Here is a 17,874-nt window from a genome sequence, read left to right on the forward strand (position 1 = left end):
TTGCCCCGGACGGGGTTCCGCGAATGTGGAGCTTCCGGCGGTGTGTGGTTGTTCTTTGAGAACTCAACAGGGTGCTTGATAAGCCAGTGCCAATTGTTTTATACCCCGCACTGGTCAGGCTTTTGTCTGGCTGGTGGGGATTCCTTTGGCAACATTTTGTTGCCGGGACAGTTTTTCAACAAGTTTTTGTTGGAGAGTTTGATCCTGGCTCAGGACGAACGCTGGCGGCGTGCTTAACACATGCAAGTCGAGCGGAAAGGCCCTTCGGGGTACTCGAGCGGCGAACGGGTGAGTAACACGTGAGTAACCTGCCCCAGGCTTTGGGATAACCCTCGGAAACGGGGGCTAATACCGGATATGACCTTATGCCGCATGGCGTTTGGTGGAAAGTTTTTCGGCCTGGGATGGGCTCGCGGCCTATCAGCTTGTTGGTGGGGTGATGGCCTACCAAGGCGACGACGGGTAGCCGGCCTGAGAGGGCGACCGGCCACACTGGGACTGAGACACGGCCCAGACTCCTACGGGAGGCAGCAGTGGGGAATATTGCACAATGGGCGGAAGCCTGATGCAGCGACGCCGCGTGAGGGATGACGGCCTTCGGGTTGTAAACCTCTTTCAGCAGGGACGAAGCGTAAGTGACGGTACCTGCAGAAGAAGCGCCGGCCAACTACGTGCCAGCAGCCGCGGTAAGACGTAGGGCGCGAGCGTTGTCCGGATTTATTGGGCGTAAAGAGCTCGTAGGCGGCTTGTCGCGTCGACCGTGAAAACTTGGGGCTCAACCCCAAGCCTGCGGTCGATACGGGCAGGCTAGAGTTCGGTAGGGGAGACTGGAATTCCTGGTGTAGCGGTGAAATGCGCAGATATCAGGAGGAACACCGGTGGCGAAGGCGGGTCTCTGGGCCGATACTGACGCTGAGGAGCGAAAGCGTGGGGAGCGAACAGGATTAGATACCCTGGTAGTCCACGCTGTAAACGTTGGGCGCTAGGTGTGGGGGCCTCTCCGGTTCCCTGTGCCGCAGCTAACGCATTAAGCGCCCCGCCTGGGGAGTACGGCCGCAAGGCTAAAACTCAAAGGAATTGACGGGGGCCCGCACAAGCGGCGGAGCATGCGGATTAATTCGATGCAACGCGAAGAACCTTACCTGGGTTTGACATGGCCGCAAAACCTCCAGAGATGGGGGGTCCTTCGGGGGCGGTCACAGGTGGTGCATGGCTGTCGTCAGCTCGTGTCGTGAGATGTTGGGTTAAGTCCCGCAACGAGCGCAACCCTCGTTCGATGTTGCCAGCGCGTTATGGCGGGGACTCATCGAAGACTGCCGGGGTCAACTCGGAGGAAGGTGGGGATGACGTCAAGTCATCATGCCCCTTATGTCCAGGGCTTCACGCATGCTACAATGGCCGGTACAATGGGCTGCGATACCGTGAGGTGGAGCGAATCCCAAAAAGCCGGTCTCAGTTCGGATCGGGGTCTGCAACTCGACCCCGTGAAGTCGGAGTCGCTAGTAATCGCAGATCAGCAACGCTGCGGTGAATACGTTCCCGGGCCTTGTACACACCGCCCGTCACGTCACGAAAGTCGGCAACACCCGAAGCCGGTGGCCCAACCCTTGTGGAGGGAGCCGTCGAAGGTGGGGCTGGCGATTGGGACGAAGTCGTAACAAGGTAGCCGTACCGGAAGGTGCGGCTGGATCACCTCCTTTCTAAGGAGCACCATCCGTCGAAAGACGGCATGGAGCCCGCGGCCCGCGAATGTCGGGTCGGGGTGCTCGAATGGCGGAGACACTGGCCAGTTTGTTCTCGGCAACGGTCGGGGGCGCCTAGTACAGCCACTTCGGTGGTGGGAACGGATGTCCTGGATGCGGCTGAGGAAAGGCGTAAAGCACCCTGTTGGGTCCTGAAAGAACAACCGAAGGTTGTCTTTCAGAGACTGCTGCGGAGCCCCTTTGCGGGTTTCGGGAGTCTGCCAGGCATGACCTGGTGTGGCATACCGCCGGCGGTTGTCGGGTCTGGTGTTGCACGGTGAGGGTTGTGGGTTGGTCGTTTGTTGAGAATTGCACAGTGGACGCGAGCATCTTTGTGGTCAAGTTGTCAAGGGCGAACGGTGGATGCCTTGGCACCAGGAGCCGATGAAGGACGTGGGAGGCCGCGATAGGCCTGGGGGAGCTGTCAACCAAGCTGTGATCCCAGGGTGTCCGAATGGGGGAACCCGGCACCAGTCATGTGGTGTCACCTGCACCTGAACACATAGGGTGTATGGGGGGAACGCGGGGAAGTGAAACATCTCAGTACCCGTAGGAAGAGAAAACAAATTTAGTGATTCCGTGAGTAGTGGCGAGCGAAAGCGGATTGAGGCTAAACCGGCTGCGTGTGATACCTGTCAGGGGTTGCGTGGTCGGGGTTGTGGGACCCCGCTGAGTGTACTGACATGCGCTCGAGGAGTTACAAAGTCAGTGGCTAGCCGAATGGTGTGGAAAAGCCAACCGTAGACGGTGATAGTCCGGCGTGAAAGTTGCTGACCTTCTGTGGGTGTTCCCGAGTAGCGGCGGACCCCTGAAATCTGCCGTGAATCTGCCAGGACCACCTGGTAAGCCTAAATACTTCCTGGTGACCGATAGCGGACGAGTACCGTGAGGGAATGGTGAAAAGTACCCCGGGAGGGGAGTGAAATAGTACCTGAAACCGTTCGCCTACAATCCGTCGGAGCCTTGCGGGGTGACGGCGTGCCTTTTGAAGAATGAGCCTGCGAGTTAGTGGCATGTGGCGAGGTTAACCCGTGTGGGGGAGCCGTAGCGAAAGCGAGTCTGAATAGGGCGTATTCAGTCGCATGCTCTAGACCCGAAGCGGAGTGATCTAGCCATGGGCAGGCTGAAGCGCGGGTAAGACCGCGTGGAGGGCCGAACCCACCAACGTTGAAAAGTTGGGGGATGACCTGTGGTTAGGGGTGAAAGGCCAATCAAACTCCGTGATAGCTGGTTCTCCCCGAAATGCATTTAGGTGCAGCGTCGCGTGTTTCTTGCCGGAGGTAGAGCACTGGATGGTCTAGGGGGCCCACAAGCTTACCGAAATCAGCCAAACTCCGAATGCCGGTAAGTGAGAGCGCGGCAGTGAGACTGCGGGGGATAAGCTTCGTAGTCGAGAGGGAAACAGCCCAGATCACCAGCTAAGGCCCCTAAGCGTGTGCTAAGTGGAAAAGGATGTGGGGTCGCATAGACAACCAGGAGGTTGGCTTAGAAGCAGCCACCCTTTAAAGAGTGCGTAATAGCTCACTGGTCAAGTGGTTCCGCGCCGACAATGTAGCGGGGCTCAAGCACACCGCCGAAGCTGTGGCATTCACATTTCAACCTCGCTTGGACTTGATTCCTTGTGCAGGTGTGTGGATGGGTAGGGGAGCGTCGTGCCGGGGGTGAAGCAACGGGGTGACCTAGTTGTGGACGCGGCACGAGTGAGAATGCAGGCATGAGTAGCGAAAGAAGGGTGAGAAACCCTTCCGCCGGATGACCAAGGGTTCCAGGGCCAGGCTAATCCGCCCTGGGTGAGTCGGGACCTAAGGCGAGGCCGAGAGGCGTAGTCGATGGACAACGGGTTGATATTCCCGTACCCGCGAAAGAGCGACCCTGACGAACCTCGTTGTGCTAACCACCCAAACCAGCGGCGACCTTCGGGTCAAGGTTGGGGAGCGTGGGAACCTGGCGGGTAGTAGTCAAGCGATGGGGTGACGCAGGAAGGTAGCTGAGCCCGGCCGGTGGTTGTGCCGGGGTAAGCGTGTAGGCCGTACCGTAGGCAAATCCGCGGTGCATGGAGGCTGAGACGTGATGCCGAGCCGATTCAGGTGAAGTCAGTGATCCTATGCTGCCGAGAAAAGCCTCTAGCGAGTTCTTAGCGGCCCGTACCCCAAACCGACACAGGTGGTCAGGTAGAGAATACCGAGGCGATCGGGCGAACTGTGGTTAAGGAACTCGGCAAATTGCCCCCGTAACTTAGGGAGAAGGGGGGCCGGAGACGTGAAGCCCCGCGCGGGTGGAGCGTTGTATGGCCGCAGAGAGCAGGGGGAAGCGACTGTTTACTAAAAACACAGGTCCATGCGAAGAAGTAATTCGATGTATATGGACTGACGCCTGCCCGGTGCTGGAACGTTAAGGGGACCTGTTAGCTCTTCGGGGCGAAGCGGAGAACTTAAGCGCCAGTAAACGGCGGTGGTAACTATAACCATCCTAAGGTAGCGAAATTCCTTGTCGGGTAAGTTCCGACCTGCACGAATGGCGTAACGACTTCCCCACTGTCTCAACCACAGGCCCGGCGAAATTGCATTACGAGTAAAGATGCTCGTTACGCGCGGCAGGACGGAAAGACCCCGGGACCTTTACTATAGCTTGACATTGGTATCCGAATTAGCTTGTGTAGGATAGGTGGGAGCCGGTGAAGTCCATACGCCAGTATGGGTGGAGGCAATCTTGAAATACCACTCTGGTTGATTTGGGTATCTAACTTCGGACCGTTATCCGGTTCAGGGACAGTGTCTGGTGGGTAGTTTAACTGGGGCGGTTGCCTCCTAAAGGGTAACGGAGGCGCCCAAAGGTTCCCTCAGCCTGGTTGGCAATCAGGTGTTGAGTGCAAGTACACAAGGGAGCTTGACTGTGAGACTGACAGGTCGAGCAGGGACGAAAGTCGGGACTAGTGATCCGGCACTTGCGAGTGGAAGCGGTGTCGCTCAACGGATAAAAGGTACCCCGGGGATAACAGGCTGATCTTCCCCAAGAGTCCATATCGACGGGATGGTTTGGCACCTCGATGTCGGCTCGTCGCATCCTGGGGCTGTAGCAGGTCCCAAGGGTTGGGCTGTTCGCCCATTAAAGCGGTACGCGAGCTGGGTTTAGAACGTCGTGAGACAGTTCGGTCCCTATCCGCCGTGCGCGTAGGATACTTGAGAAGGGCTGTCCCTAGTACGAGAGGACCGGGACGGACGAACCTCTGGTGTGCCAGTTGTCCCGCCAGGGGCACGGCTGGTTAGCTACGTTCGGAAGGGATAACCGCTGAAAGCATCTAAGCGGGAAGCTCGCTTCAAGATGAGGTATCCCACCCACCTTTGGTGGGGTAAGGCCCCCAGCTAGACGACTGGGTTGATAGGCCGGAAATGTAAGCCCGGTAACGGGTTCAGTTGACCGGTACTAATAGGCCGAGGACTTGACTACGAAGCTGCTACGCGTCCACTGTGCAACTCTGAACAAGCGAACACCCGTGTGTGTGCCGGTGTGTTTGACATGTTCATAGAGTTACGGCGGTCATGGCGGAGGGGAAACGCCCGGTAACATTCCGAACCCGGAAGCTAAGCCCTCCAGCGCCGATGGTACTGCACTCGGGAGGGTGTGGGAGAGTAGGACACCGCCGGACAAACATTCCAGTTGAGGCCACCCTTCGGGGTGGCCTCAACTGCGTTTCCGGGAACTTCAGAAGCCCGTTCGGTGGCACGCCATCGTCGCGCCGCGTCAGCGGGTCTGCATGCCCTCGCGGAGCCGGCGGAGCAGGACGGCGGAATCGCCGACGGAGCGGCCGGGGAACATCGCCATCACCACACTGCCGTGGTCGGCCCACCCGCAGACCGCGAAGTCGCCGCCGTCGCCCCCGGTGACTCCGCACTTCATCACGCCGTCCAACCGACCGGCGGCCACCTCACGCAGCCCGGTCACCTTCCCGGTCTCGTCGGTCATCAGGCCGAAGAGACTGTCCAGGTCCCGCTCGGGCTGCCAGAGCAGGGTGGTGCCACCGAAGATCAGGACCGACCGCTTCGGGTCCGCCGGGTCGCTGTAGACCGTACCGAAGCTGCGGTCGAGGTCGATGTCGGCGGCGAAGCCGTCCCGCAGGTAGTCGGCGGTGCTCCGGGCCCGGTCGCTGTCGTCCCGGGTCAGCCCGGCGAGCTGTGGCGGGGTGCTGAGCGTGGTGTCCTTCTGTTGGAGCATCCGCCAACCACCGGCGGCCAGGGCCCCGGCGCCGGCGAGCCCCGCGACGAGAGCGAAGGCCAGGACGATCCGTCCGCGGCGGGACCGCGGCTTCGACTCCGGGTCATGGTCGGGCCCCCGCCGGCTCAGCCGGATCGGCTCGTCGGTCAGCTCGACCGGCTCGGGCGTCTCCCCGACCGGGCGCTCGGTGAGGTGCGCGTCGGACATGTCCGCCACCGTACGCGAACTACCGGTGGCGCACGTCAGGTCCGCGGAAGCGCTCCGTAGACTTTCAGGGTGACCGAGAGACTGGATGCCCGACGCCCCGACGCCCCGACCCTTGCCGGCCAGTACCATCCCGGCGAGGTAGAGCAGCGACGGTACGAGCAGTGGGTAGCCGCCGGCCACTTCCGGGCGTCGGCGGAGAGCGACAAGCCCCCCTTCACCATCGTCATCCCGCCCCCGAACGTGACCGGCTCGCTGCACATGGGGCACGCGTTCGAGCACACGCTGATGGACGCCCTCAACCGGCGTAAGCGGATGCAGGGCTTCGAGGCGCTCTGGCTGCCCGGCATGGACCACGCCGGCATCGCCACCCAGAACCTGGTCGAGCGGCAGCTCGCCACCCAGGGCCTGTCCCGGCACGATCTGGGCCGGGAGAAGTTCGTCGAGCGGGTCTGGCAGTGGAAGGCAGAGTCCGGTGGCGCGATCCTCGGCCAGATGCGCCGGCTCGGCGACGCGGTCGACTGGGACCGTGAGCGCTTCACCATGGACGAGGGCCTCTCCCGGGCCGTGCAGACCATGTTCAAGAAGCTCTTCGACGACGGGCTGATCTACCGGGCCAACCGGATCATCAACTGGTGCCCGCGCTGCCTGACGGCGCTGTCGGACATCGAGGTGGAGCACACCGAGGACGACGGCGAACTCGTCTCGATCCGCTACAGCGACGACGTCGTGGTGGCCACCACCCGGGCGGAGACGATGCTCGGCGACACGGCGGTGGCCGTGCACCCGGACGACGAGCGGTACCGGCACCTGATCGGCACCGAGGTGGCCGTCCCGCTCACCGACCGGCGGATCCCGATCGTGGCCGACGAGCACGTCGACCCGAGCTTCGGCACCGGCATGGTCAAGGTGACCCCGGCGCACGACCCGAACGACTTCGAGATCGGCCAGCGGCACGACCTGCCCTCCCTCACGATCATGGACGAGCGGGGCGTCATCACCGCCCACGGCCCGTTCCAGGGCCTGGACCGCTACGAGGCCCGCCCGGCGATCGTCGCCGCGCTGCGCGAGCAGGGCCGGATCGTGGCCGAGAAGCGGCCGTACAAGCACTCGGTCGGGCACTGCTCGCGGTGCAAGACCACCGTCGAGCCGCGGTTGTCGTTGCAGTGGTTCGTCAACACCGCCCCGCTGGCGAAGGCCGCCGGTGACGCCGTGCGCGACGGCCGGGTGACGATCGAGCCGGCCGAGCTGGCCAAGCGGTACTTCGCCTGGGTCGACAACATGCACGACTGGTGCATCTCCCGGCAGCTCTGGTGGGGCCACCGCATCCCGGTCTGGTACGGCCCGGACGGCGAGATCGTCTGCGTCGGCCCCGACGAGCAGCCGCCGACCGGCGAGGGCTGGCGGCAGGACGAGGACGTGCTGGACACCTGGTTCTCCAGCGGACTGTGGCCGTTCTCCACCCTCGGCTGGCCGGAGCGCACCCCCGACCTGGCGAAGTTCTATCCGACCAGCGTGCTGGTCACCGGCTACGACATCCTCTTCTTCTGGGTCGCCCGGATGATGATGTTCGGCCTGTACGCGATGGACGGCGTCCAGCCGTTCGACGTGGTGGCCCTGCACGGCATGGTCCGCGACGAGCACGGCAAGAAGATGTCGAAGTCGTTCGGCAACGTGGTCGACCCGCTGGACTGGATCGACCGCTTCGGCGCCGACGCCACCCGGTTCACCCTCGCCCGGGGCGCCAACCCCGGCCAGGACGTGCCGGTCAGCGAGGAGTGGTGCCAGGGCTCCCGGAACTTCTGCAACAAGCTCTGGAACGCCACCCGGTTCGCGCTGATGAACGGCGCCCACACCGGGGGCCAGCTGCCGGCGGCCGACACCCTGTCGACCGTGGACCGGTGGATCCTGTCCCGGCTGGCGCATGTCACCGCCGAGGTGGACGAGCAGTTCGAGGCGTACGAGTTCGCGAAGGTCTGCGACCTGCTGTACCACTTCGCCTGGGACGACGTCTGCGACTGGTACGTGGAGCTGAGCAAGCCGGTGCTCGCCGAGGGCGGACCGGCCGCCGACGCCACCCGCCGGGTGCTCGGGCACGTGCTGGACCAGCTGCTGCGGCTGCTGCACCCGGTGATCCCGTTCGTCACCGACGAGCTGTGGACGGCGCTGACCGGCGGCGAGAGCGTGATGACGGCCGACTGGCCGGTGGCCGACCGTACCCTGGTCGACGACGCCGCGGAGGGCGAGGTCGGCACCCTCCAGCGGGTGGTGACCGAGATCCGGCGGTTCCGGTCGGACCAGGGGCTGCGCCCCACCCAGCGGGTCGCGGCCCGGCTCGACGGGCTGGCCCCGGCGGGCATCGCGGCGCACGAGCCGCTGATCCGCTCGCTGGTCCGCCTCGACGCCCCCGCGGACGACTTCCAGGCGAGCGCCACCCTCGCCATGCCGGGGGAGGTCAGCGTCGCGCTGGACACCCGCGGCTCGATCGACGTGGCGGCCGAGCGGGCCCGGCTCACCAAGGACCGGGCGGCGGCCGAGAAGGAGGTCGCGCAGGCCCGGGGCAAGCTCGACAACCCGGCGTTCGTCGGCAAGGCACCGGAGCCGGTGGTCGCCAAGATCCGGGATCGGCTCGCGGTGGCCGAGGCGGACCTGGTCCGCATCGACGCCGCGCTGGAGGCGCTTTCCTCGTGAGCGCGAGGAGTGAGCCGGGGTTGCGAGCCCCGCAGTCGCGAACGAAAGTTGGCTCCTCGTGAGCGCGAGGAGTGAGCCGGGGTTGCGAGCCCCGCAGTCGCGAACGAAAGTTGGCTCCTCGTGAGCGCGAGGAGTGAGCCGGGGTTGCGAGCCCCGCAGTCGCGAACGAAAGTTGGCTCCGCATGACCGACCGTACCGAGTTCGCTGCCGTCGACGCCGCCCTGGGGGCGCGCGGCTTCACCCGGGTGCACTTCGAGCTGGAGCGGATCGAGACGCTGCTCGACCTGCTCGGCAGCCCGCAGCGGGCGTACCCGTCGATCCACCTCACCGGGACCAACGGCAAGACCTCGACCGCCCGGATGATCGACTCGCTGCTGCGGGCCTTCGGGCTGCACACCGGCCGCTACACCAGCCCGCACCTGGAGACCGTCCGGGAGCGGATCAGCCTGGACGGTGAGCCGGTCGGCGAGGAGCGCTTCGTAACCCTGTACCGGGAGGTGGAGCCGCTGGCCGCGCTGGTCGACGAGCGTTCCGCCGAGCCGCTGACGTACTTCGAGATGACCACCGCGCTCGCGTTCGCCACCTTCGCCGACGCGCCGGTCGACGTCGCCGTGGTCGAGGTCGGGCTGGGCGGCGCGGAGGACGCCACCAACGTGCTCCAGGCCGGGGTGGCCGTGCTGACCCCGATCGGGCTGGACCACACCGAGTGGCTCGGCGACACGATCGAGGACATCGCGCTGCACAAGGCCGGCATCATCCACCCGGGCGCCACGGTCGTCTGCGCCGCCCAGGAGGAGGAGGCCGCCCGGCCGATCCTGGAACGCTGCGCCGAGGTCGGTGCGACGATCGCCCGGGAGGGTACCGAGTTCGGGGTGCTGCGCCGGGAGATCGCCGTCGGCGGTCAGGTGCTCAGCATCCAGGGGCTCGGCGGGGTGTACGACGAGCTGTTCATCCCGCTGCACGGCGCGCACCAGGCGCAGAACGCGGCCGTGGCGCTCGCCGCGGTCGAGGCGTTCCTCGGTGCCGGCGCGAAGCGGCAGCTCGACATCGAGGCGGTCCGGGAGGGCTTCGCCGCGACCAGCTCACCGGGGCGGTTGGAGAAGGTCCGCACCGCCCCGACGGTGCTGCTGGACGGCGCCCACAACCCGCACGGGATGACCGCCACGGTGACCGCGCTCCAGGAGGAGTTCGCGTTCAGCAAGCTGGTCGGCGTGCTCGCCGTGCTGGGTGACAAGGACGCCGCCGGCCTGCTGGAGCTGCTGGAGCCGGTGCTCGACTCGCTGGTGGTCACCCGTAACAGCTCGCCGCGGGCGATGCCGGCCGACGAGCTGGCCGAGCTGGCCCGGGAGGTCTTCGGGCCGGAACGGGTGCAGGTCGCCGAGGAGATGCCGGACGCCATCGAGGTGGCGATCGCCGAGGCCGAGTACGACGTGCCGGGCGAGCTGGCCGGGGTGGGCGTGCTGATCACCGGTTCGGTGGTGACCGTGGCCGACGCCCGCCGGCTGCTGAAGCGATGACCGGGCCGGTGTCAGAGCGCCCGGGCGGCGGTGACCCGCAGGGCCCGGAGGCCGGGACCCCGGACGCCGGGAACTCGCCGGCGGGGAACTCGGAGGCCGGTGGACCGGCGTCGGGACAGCGGCGGTCCGGGCTGCGGAACCCGGAGAAGGCGGTTCGCGGTCTCGGGGCCGGCACGCTCGCCCTGGAGGCGTTGGTGCTGCTGCTGGCCATCCAGCCGATCCGGGTCGTCGGCGGCCACCTGAGCGGTGCGGCGATCGGCGCGATCGTGGCGTTGGCCGTCGCCTGCGTGGTGCTCGCCGGGCTGATGGGCCGGGCCTGGGCGTGGCACGCGGGCACCGTGCTCCAGGGGCTGCTGCTGCTCTCCGGCCTGCTGCACTGGTCGCTCTTCGTGCTGGGGGTCATCTTCGCGCTGGTCTGGGCCTACGCCGTGCACGTCCGGCGGGTCATCCTCGGCTGAGCCGGTCACCGCGCGACGAAGGGGCCCTGCCATGCCGGCAGGGCCCCTTCGCGCAGCTCAGGCGTCGGTGAGGGTGCGCCACTGGGTGAGGGCGATGCCGTGGCCGTCCGGGTCGCGGAAGGCCGCCGCCCACACCTCCAGCTTGCTGCCCCGGTTCACCACCCGGGGGGCGTACGTGAAGCGGACGCCGGTGCCACGCAGTCGCTCGTACGCGGCCTGGATGTCGTCGACCTCCAGGTTGACGTGCACCAGGCGGCGGCTGATCGGGGCGGCACCGGTCACCTCCCGCAGCACCAGCCGGGTCGCGCCGGAGGCGAGGACGGCGTTGCCGGAGCCCCGGTCCACCTCGTCGAAGCCCAGGTCCCGATAGAAGTCGAGGGACCGGTCCAGGTCGGTCACCAGCAGGGTGATGCCGACGCCGCTGATCGGGCTGGCCACCTCGACGGGCTCGTCGCCGGCGTACCCGAAGATGGCCTCGTCCAGCTCCTCCGGGGTGGGGGGCGCCTCCGCGGCCGGCTCGTCCAGCGGCACGTCGATCGGGTCGACCGGTACGGTGTCGAACCGCTCCTCGACGGGCGGCCGGGGGGACGGCGCGGCGCGGCGCGGCAGTGGACCGGGGACCTGCTGCTCGACGAGCTGACCCTCCAGCACCACCCGGCCGCCGGGGCTCTGGTGCAGCACCACCGGCTCCCGCTCCTCCGTCAGGACGGTGACCTCCTCGGCCAGCGGGTCGCCGAGGGGTGGGTAGTCGTCGCGGAGGTCGTCCTCCGGCCGGTCCGCCCACGGCGGGGCCTCCTGCGCGATGAGCACCTCCTCGACCGGATCGGGGCCACCGAACTCCGGCGGGAGGTCGGCCATGGCGGCGGCCGTCTCGGCGTGCGTGGGCACCTCCTCCCAGAGGACCCGGACGTGCCGCTGGTCGTCGAGGGCGACCCGGATCGGCAGGGTCTGGCCGAGCGACGGCCACTTGGCGACCGGCACCCGCGGCTCGATGATCTTCTTGGAGCGGGGCGGCAGCCCGGGCGCGTCGATCACCAGTTGCAGCTCGCAGCGGCCGAAGGCGTACTGGGTGGGCGGCTCGGAGGCGCTGTGCACGTGCCCCACCCCGACCACCCAGGTGCGTCCGCCGCCGCGCACGGTGGCCAGGGCCACCGCCAGCACCAGCAGCGCGACGCCGAGCGCCACGATCGCCCAGCTCGTCATCCCCAGCCCGAACAGCACGACGAAGGTCGCCACGGTGCCGAGCACCGCGGCGACCAGCTTGCGTACCGGCGCGATGGGGCGGTTCCCGCCATTCGCCACAGTGGACCTCCCAGGGGTCAAGGGCCAGGCTAGGCCGGATCAGCGACCCAGGGAAAGAGCAGCCGCCGCGCCGACGCCGGGACCGGGTCGCTAGGCTGACCGTACCCAGCCCGACCGCCATGTGCGCACAGGAGGAACCCAGCGTGTCCAGCAGCAGCCCGGACGAGCGCTCGCTCGTACTGATCAAGCCCGACGCGGTCCGCCGTGGCCTGGTCGGCGAGATCCTCGCCCGCTTCGAGCGGAAGGGGCTGCGGATCGACGCGCTGGTGACCCGGACCATGGACGGCGACTTCGCCGACCAGCACTACGCCGAGCACGTGGACAAGCCGTTCTATCCGCCGCTGAAGGCCTTCATGACCGGCGGCCCGCTGGTCGCCCTGGTGCTCTCCGGCGACCAGGTGATCGAGGTGGTCCGGGGCATGATCGGCAGCACCGACGGTCGGAAGGCCGCCGCCGGCACCATCCGCGGCGACTTCTCCCTGTCGAACCGGGAGAACCTGGTGCACGCCTCCGACTCGACTGACAGCGCCAAGCGCGAGATCGCCCTCTGGTTCCCCGAGCTGGGCTGAACCTCCTCGTCGGCCGACGGCCCCGACCCCCCGTGGGTCGGGGCCGTCCTGCGTCGTCACTCCGCCAGCCCGGTCAGCTTCTCCGGGTTGCCGACCAGCCAGAGGCCGGTGATCCGGCCCCGTGCGGCGGCGACGGTGAGGGTGTGGCGGGGGCCGTCGGGCCAGCTCAGCAGGAGCGCGGGAGCGCCGTTGAGCTCCAGCGGGGTGGCGCGCACGCCGGGTCGGCGGTGGCCGTACACCCCGGCGAAGAAGCGGGCGATCCGGTCCGCGCCGGAGACCGGGTTGCGCGCCGCGCGGACCCGGCCGCCGCCGTCGGACCAGGCGGTCGCGTCGGCCGCGAGCAGGCCGGTCAGCCGCACCAGGTCGCCGTCGCGCGCCGCGGCCACGAAGGCGTCGAGCAGCCGCCGCTGCTCGTCCGGCCCGGCCGTGAAGCGCCGCCGGTCCTCGGCGATCCGGGCCGCCGCCCGGTGGTGCAGTTGGCGGCAGTCGGGCGCGGACCGGTCGAGCAGGTCGGCGATCTCGGCGTACGGCAGGGCGAAGGCGGTGTGCAGCACCCAGACCGCCCGCTCCGGCGGGGTGAGCCGTTCCAGCAGGTGCAGCAGCGCGGTGGAGACCGTCTCGCGCAGCTCGACGGTGTCCAGCGGACCGAACGGCGACGACCCGGTGGGCACCGGCTCGGGCAGCCACGGGCCGACGTACGTCTCCCGGGCCGCCTGCCGGGCGCGCAGCCGGTCCAGGGCCAGCCGGGTCACCACCCGGGACAGGTAGCGGCGCGGCTCGGCGACCGCGTCCCGGTCGACGTCGAGCCAGCGCAGGTACGCCTCCTGGAGCACGTCCTCGGCGTCGTGCCGGCTCCCCAGCAGCCGGTACGCCAACCCGAGCAGCATTGGCCGGTGCGCGGTGAGCGCACCGGCCGCCTGCATCGCCCCGGCCCGGCTCACGCCTCGGTCGGCGGCTCGGTCCGGCTGGTGATCGCGATCCGGTTCCACACGTTGATTGTCGCGATGGCGACGACCAGGTCGGCGAGTTCCTTCTCCGACCAGACCTTCGCCGCGGCGTCCCACACCTCGTCGGGCACGCCGTGCTCGCCGAGCCGGGTCACCGCGTCGGTGAGCGCCAGCGCGGCGCGTTCCCGCTCGTCGAAGAAGGGCGCCTCCCGCCAGGCGGCGACCGCGAAGAGCCGTCGGCTCGACTCGCCGGCCGTCAGCGCGTCCCGACTGTGCATGTCCACGCAGAACGCGCACCCGTTGAGCATCGACGCGCGCAGCTTCACCAGTTCCAGCACGGTGTGGTCCAGGTTCGCCCGGACGTACCGTTCCAGCCCCAGCACCGCCTGGTACGCCTGCGGCGCGACCGCCGCCATGTCGATCCGACTCATCGCCGTCTCCTTCGTGTCGTTGGTTCGTGGACACGACGGATCGGGTCGGCCGGGCGTGACAGTCGACGGTGTGACGGTCGTCATGGCGACCCGCCCGGTACGGGTCGGGAGCGGGCCGGCAGCTCCCCGTGTCGACCCGGTCGACGCTGCGGACCGCTCCCGCCCCGGGCACCGGGCGGCTGACCCGGCCGACCACCGGCCGGGCGGTGCCACGCGGAGACCGTGCTCGCGGCGGGCCCGAGGGCACCGGTCAGGCCGGCGGTGGTGGCCGGGCGGACCGGTGCCCGCAGTCCGGCAGGTCCGCCCCGGCGTCGAGACGGACCCGGATCGGCGCCGAGGCCGGCCGCCCCGACCAGCCGCGCCGGACGATACTCGGCGGCGGCGCGGCCGCCGGGTCGAGTACGCTTGACCGCACAGGCGACGACCCGGCCATCACCGGTGAGCCTCCGGAAGAACAGCCGGGTGACCGGCCCAGTAGAACCGGACGGGACGGCCCGTCACAGCCGACCAACGAGCGGGCGGTCGCACCTCGACCGCCAAGCGGGGTGGTACCGCGGGCCTGGCCCCGGGAACGCCGGAGACGGCGTACCGGAAAAGGGCTCGTCCTCGCAGACCACGACACGAGTGAGCTGCGCGAGGAGAGCGACCCCCGATGGCCTATCCGTTGCACGACCCGACCGCCGCCGGTGTCCCGGCGAGCCCGGACCTGCCCGCGGTCGAGCGCCGGGTGCTGGAGCACTGGACGGCCGACAAGACCTTCGAGGCGTCCGTCGAGGCCCGCCCGGCCGGCGACGACGGCAAGAACGAGTACGTCTTCTACGACGGCCCGCCCTTCGCCAACGGCCTGCCGCACTACGGCCACCTCTTCACCGGTTACGTGAAGGACGTCGTCCCCCGCTACCAGACGATGCGCGGCCGGCACGTCGAGCGGCGCTTCGGCTGGGACTGCCACGGCCTGCCCGCCGAGGTGGTGGCCGAGAAGCAGCTCGGCATCACCAGCAAGGCGGAGATCCTCGACCTCGGCGTGGCCCGGTTCAACGACGCCTGCCGCGCCTCGGTGCTGGAGTTCACCCAGGACTGGGAGCGGTACGTCACCCGGCAGGCGCGCTGGGTCGACTTCACCAACGACTACAAGACCCTCGACCTGGACTACATGGAAAGCGTCATGTGGGCCTTCCGGACCCTGCACGACAAGGGCCTGGTCTATGAGGGCTTCCGGGTGCTGGCGTACTGCTGGCGGTGCGAGACGCCGCTGTCGAACACCGAGACCCGGATGGACGACGTCTACCGGGACCGGCACGACCCCACCCTGTCGGTGTGGTTCGGGCTGACCGCCGACGAGAGCGCCCCGGAGCTGGTGCGCGGGCCGGTGAGGCTGGGCGTCTGGACCACCACCCCGTGGACCCTGCCGTCCAACCTGGCGCTCGCCGTCGGCCCCGACATCGAGTACGCGGTGCTGGAGCGCGACGGCGACCGCTACGTGGTCGGCGCGGCGCGGCTGGCCGCGTACGCCAAGGAGCTGGAGGGGTACGAGCAGGTCGGCAGCGTGTACGGCCGGGACCTGGTCGGGCGCCGCTACACCCCGCTCTACGACTTCCTGGTGGAGCAGGCCGGCGAGAACGCCTACCAGGTGCTCGGCGCGGACTTCGTGACCACCGAGGACGGCACCGGGATCGTGCACCTGGCTCCCGCCTTCGGCGAGGACGACCAGAACGTCTGCAACGCCGCCGGCATCCCCACCATCGTGACCGTGGACGACCACACCCGGTTCACCGCGCTGGTCCCGCCCTATCAGGGCGAGCAGGTCTTCGACGTCAACAAGCCGGTGATCCGGGAGCTCAAGGAGCGGGGGGTGGTGCTCAAGCAGGACACCTACACCCACTCGTACCCGCACTGCTGGCGCTGCGACACCCCGCTGGTCTACAAGGCGGTGTCGTCGTGGTTCGTCGCGGTGACGAAGTTCCGGGACCGGATGGTCGAGCTGAACCAGCAGATCAACTGGACGCCGGGGCACATCAAGGACGGCTCGTTCGGCAAGTGGCTGGCCAACGCCCGGGACTGGTCGATCAGCCGGAACCGGTTCTGGGGCTCGCCGATCCCGGTGTGGAAGTCCGACGACCCGACCTACCCCCGGGTCGACGTGTACGGCTCGCTGGAGCAGATCGAGCAGGACTTCGGCGTACGCCTGACCGACCTGCACCGGCCGGCGGTGGACGACCTGGTCCGCCCCAACCCGGACGACCCGACCGGGCGCTCCATGATGCGCCGGGTGCCGGAGGTGCTGGACTGCTGGTTCGAGTCCGGCTCGATGCCGTTCGCCCAGGTGCACTACCCGTTCGAGAACCGGGACTGGTTCGAGCACCACTACCCGGGCGACTTCATCGTCGAATACATCGGACAGACCCGCGGCTGGTTCTACACCATGCACGTGCTGGCCACCGCGCTGTTCGACCGGCCGGCGTTCCGCAACTGCCTCAGCCACGGCATCCTGCTCGGCTCGGACGGGCGCAAGATGTCCAAGAGCCTGCGCAACTACCCGGACGTCTACCACGTCTTCGACGCGTACGGGTCGGACGCGATGCGCTGGATGCTGATGTCGTCGCCGGTGCTGCGCGGCGGTGACATGGCGGTCACCGAGGCGGGCATCCGGGACGCGGTGCGTCAGATGCTGCTGCCGCTGTGGAACGTCTGGTACTTCTTCTCCCTCTACGCCAACGCCGACGGCCACACCGCCCGTCGCCGCACCGACTCCACCCACCTGCTCGACCGGTACGTGCTGGCGAAGACGAACGAGCTGGTGGCGACGGTCGGCGCGCAGATGGACGCGTACGACATCTCCGGTGCCTGCGTCACCGTCCGGTCCTACCTGGACGCGCTGACCAACTGGTACGTGCGTCGCTCCCGGGACCGGTTCTGGTCCGGGGACGCGGAGGCGTTCGACACCCTGTGGACGGTGCTGGAGACCCTCTGCCGGGTGGTGGCGCCGCTGGTGCCACTGACCGCGGAGGAGATCTGGCGCGGTCTCACCGGCGAGCGGTCGGTGCACCTGACCGACTGGCCGTCCGCCGAGGAGTTCCCCGCCGACCACGACCTGGTCGCGGCGATGGACGCCACCCGGGACGTCTGCTCGGCGGCGCTGTCGCTGCGCAAGGCGAAGGGCCTGCGGGTCCGGCTGCCGCTGTCGAAGCTGACCGTGGCCTCCCCGGTCGCGGACCAGCTCCGGCCCTTCGCGGACCTGGTCGCCGACGAGGTCAACGTGAAGACGGTGGAGTTCTCGCCGGAGGTGGCGAACTACTGCCAGCAGGTGCTGACCGTCGTGCCCCGGGCGCTCGGCCCGCGGGTCGGCAAGGCGGTCCAGCAGGTGATCAAGGCGGTCAAGGCGGGGGAGTGGGAGCTTCACGACGGCGCCCCGGTCGCCGCCGGCGTCACCCTCGCCGAGGGCGAGTACGAGCTGCGCCTGGTCGCCGCCGACGCCGAGCACTCCGCGCCGCTGCCCGGCGGTGAGGGTGTCGTCGTGCTCGACACCGAGGTCACCCCCGAGCTGGCCGCCGAGGGGCTGGCCCGGGACGTGGTCCGGGTGGTGCAGCAGGCCCGCCGGGACGCCGACCTGGACGTCTCGGACCGGATCGCGGTGGTCGTGTCGGCCCCCGCGGAGGTCCGGGCGGCGGTCTCCGCGTACGGCGACTTCGTGGCGCGGGAGGTGCTCGCCGACGCGGTGGACTTCGCCGACGACGTCGAGGGCTTCGCCGGCGAGGTCGGTGACGGCGAGCGGGTGACGGTGGCCGTCCGCCGGGTATGACC

At 68.1% G+C, this 17,874-nt stretch carries 9 protein-coding genes and 3 rRNA genes; 8 read left to right on the forward strand and 4 right to left on the reverse strand.

All coding sequences use genetic code 11. The annotated features are described in order from the left end of the window. Positions 1 to 186: 186 nt before the first annotated feature. The 3 genes from ABUL08_RS00005 to rrf all read left to right on the forward strand — a co-directional run bounded on the left by ABUL08_RS00005 (position 187) and on the right by rrf (position 5,388). Positions 187 to 1,700 (forward strand): 16S ribosomal RNA (locus ABUL08_RS00005). Between the two features lie 378 nt (positions 1,701 to 2,078). Further along, a 23S ribosomal RNA gene (locus ABUL08_RS00010) occupies positions 2,079 to 5,189 on the forward strand. A gap of 82 nt (positions 5,190 to 5,271) precedes the next feature. After that, positions 5,272 to 5,388 (forward strand): 5S ribosomal RNA (gene rrf / locus ABUL08_RS00015). The 16S, 23S and 5S rRNA genes sit together here, the layout of an rRNA operon. A 95-nt stretch (positions 5,389 to 5,483) precedes the next feature. On the opposite strand, the gene ABUL08_RS00020 is transcribed toward rrf, so the two are convergent. Beyond that, positions 5,484 to 6,161, reverse strand: coding sequence for a hypothetical protein (locus tag ABUL08_RS00020; RefSeq protein WP_350933532.1), 678 nt, complete (start codon positions 6,159 to 6,161; stop codon positions 5,484 to 5,486). Between the two features lie 69 nt (positions 6,162 to 6,230). Between ABUL08_RS00020 and ABUL08_RS00025 the strand changes: the two genes are divergently transcribed. The 3 genes from ABUL08_RS00025 to ABUL08_RS00035 all read left to right on the forward strand — a co-directional run bounded on the left by ABUL08_RS00025 (position 6,231) and on the right by ABUL08_RS00035 (position 10,824). After that, positions 6,231 to 8,849 (forward strand): valine--tRNA ligase, encoded by a 2,619-nt coding sequence (locus ABUL08_RS00025; RefSeq protein ID WP_350933533.1) that lies wholly within the window; start codon positions 6,231 to 6,233, stop codon positions 8,847 to 8,849. A 182-nt stretch (positions 8,850 to 9,031) separates the two neighbouring features. Next, positions 9,032 to 10,366, forward strand: a complete 1,335-nt coding sequence (locus tag ABUL08_RS00030) for a bifunctional folylpolyglutamate synthase/dihydrofolate synthase (RefSeq protein WP_350933534.1) — start codon at positions 9,032 to 9,034, stop codon at positions 10,364 to 10,366. After that, positions 10,363 to 10,824, forward strand: coding sequence for a DUF4233 domain-containing protein (locus tag ABUL08_RS00035; protein WP_377521733.1), 462 nt, complete (start codon positions 10,363 to 10,365; stop codon positions 10,822 to 10,824). Before ABUL08_RS00030 ends, ABUL08_RS00035 begins: the two co-directional genes overlap by 4 nt. Positions 10,825 to 10,881: 57 nt before the next feature. Here the strand turns inward: ABUL08_RS00035 and ABUL08_RS00040 are convergent, their stop codons facing one another. Further along, positions 10,882 to 12,126, reverse strand: coding sequence for a VOC family protein (locus tag ABUL08_RS00040; protein WP_350933536.1), 1,245 nt, complete (start codon positions 12,124 to 12,126; stop codon positions 10,882 to 10,884). 143 nt (positions 12,127 to 12,269) lie between these two features. Here ABUL08_RS00040 and ndk point away from each other — a divergent pair, with 143 nt between their 5' ends. Next, entirely contained in the window at positions 12,270 to 12,695 is a 426-nt protein-coding gene (gene ndk, locus ABUL08_RS00045) for a nucleoside-diphosphate kinase (protein ID WP_350933537.1), read from the forward strand. 56 nt (positions 12,696 to 12,751) lie between these two features. Here ndk and sigJ read toward each other — a convergent pair whose 3' ends face one another. Then, entirely contained in the window at positions 12,752 to 13,636 is an 885-nt protein-coding gene (sigJ, locus tag ABUL08_RS00050) for an RNA polymerase sigma factor SigJ (protein ID WP_350933538.1), read from the reverse strand. Further along, positions 13,633 to 14,073 carry a carboxymuconolactone decarboxylase family protein gene (locus tag ABUL08_RS00055; protein WP_350933539.1) on the reverse strand — a complete coding sequence of 147 codons (441 nt, stop codon included), beginning with the start codon at positions 14,071 to 14,073 and terminating at the stop codon, positions 13,633 to 13,635. The genes sigJ and ABUL08_RS00055 overlap by 4 nt, the downstream gene beginning before the upstream one ends. A 652-nt stretch (positions 14,074 to 14,725) precedes the next feature. Here ABUL08_RS00055 and ileS point away from each other — a divergent pair. Continuing rightward, on the forward strand, positions 14,726 to 17,872 hold the full coding sequence (ileS, locus tag ABUL08_RS00060; protein WP_350933540.1) for an isoleucine--tRNA ligase: 3,147 nt from the start codon (positions 14,726 to 14,728) through the stop codon (positions 17,870 to 17,872). The last annotated feature ends 2 nt before the right edge of the window (positions 17,873 to 17,874 follow it).

The sequence above is a fragment of the Micromonospora sp. CCTCC AA 2012012 genome, assembly GCF_040499845.1.
In the GTDB taxonomy this organism is placed as follows: domain Bacteria; phylum Actinomycetota; class Actinomycetes; order Mycobacteriales; family Micromonosporaceae; genus Micromonospora; species Micromonospora mangrovi.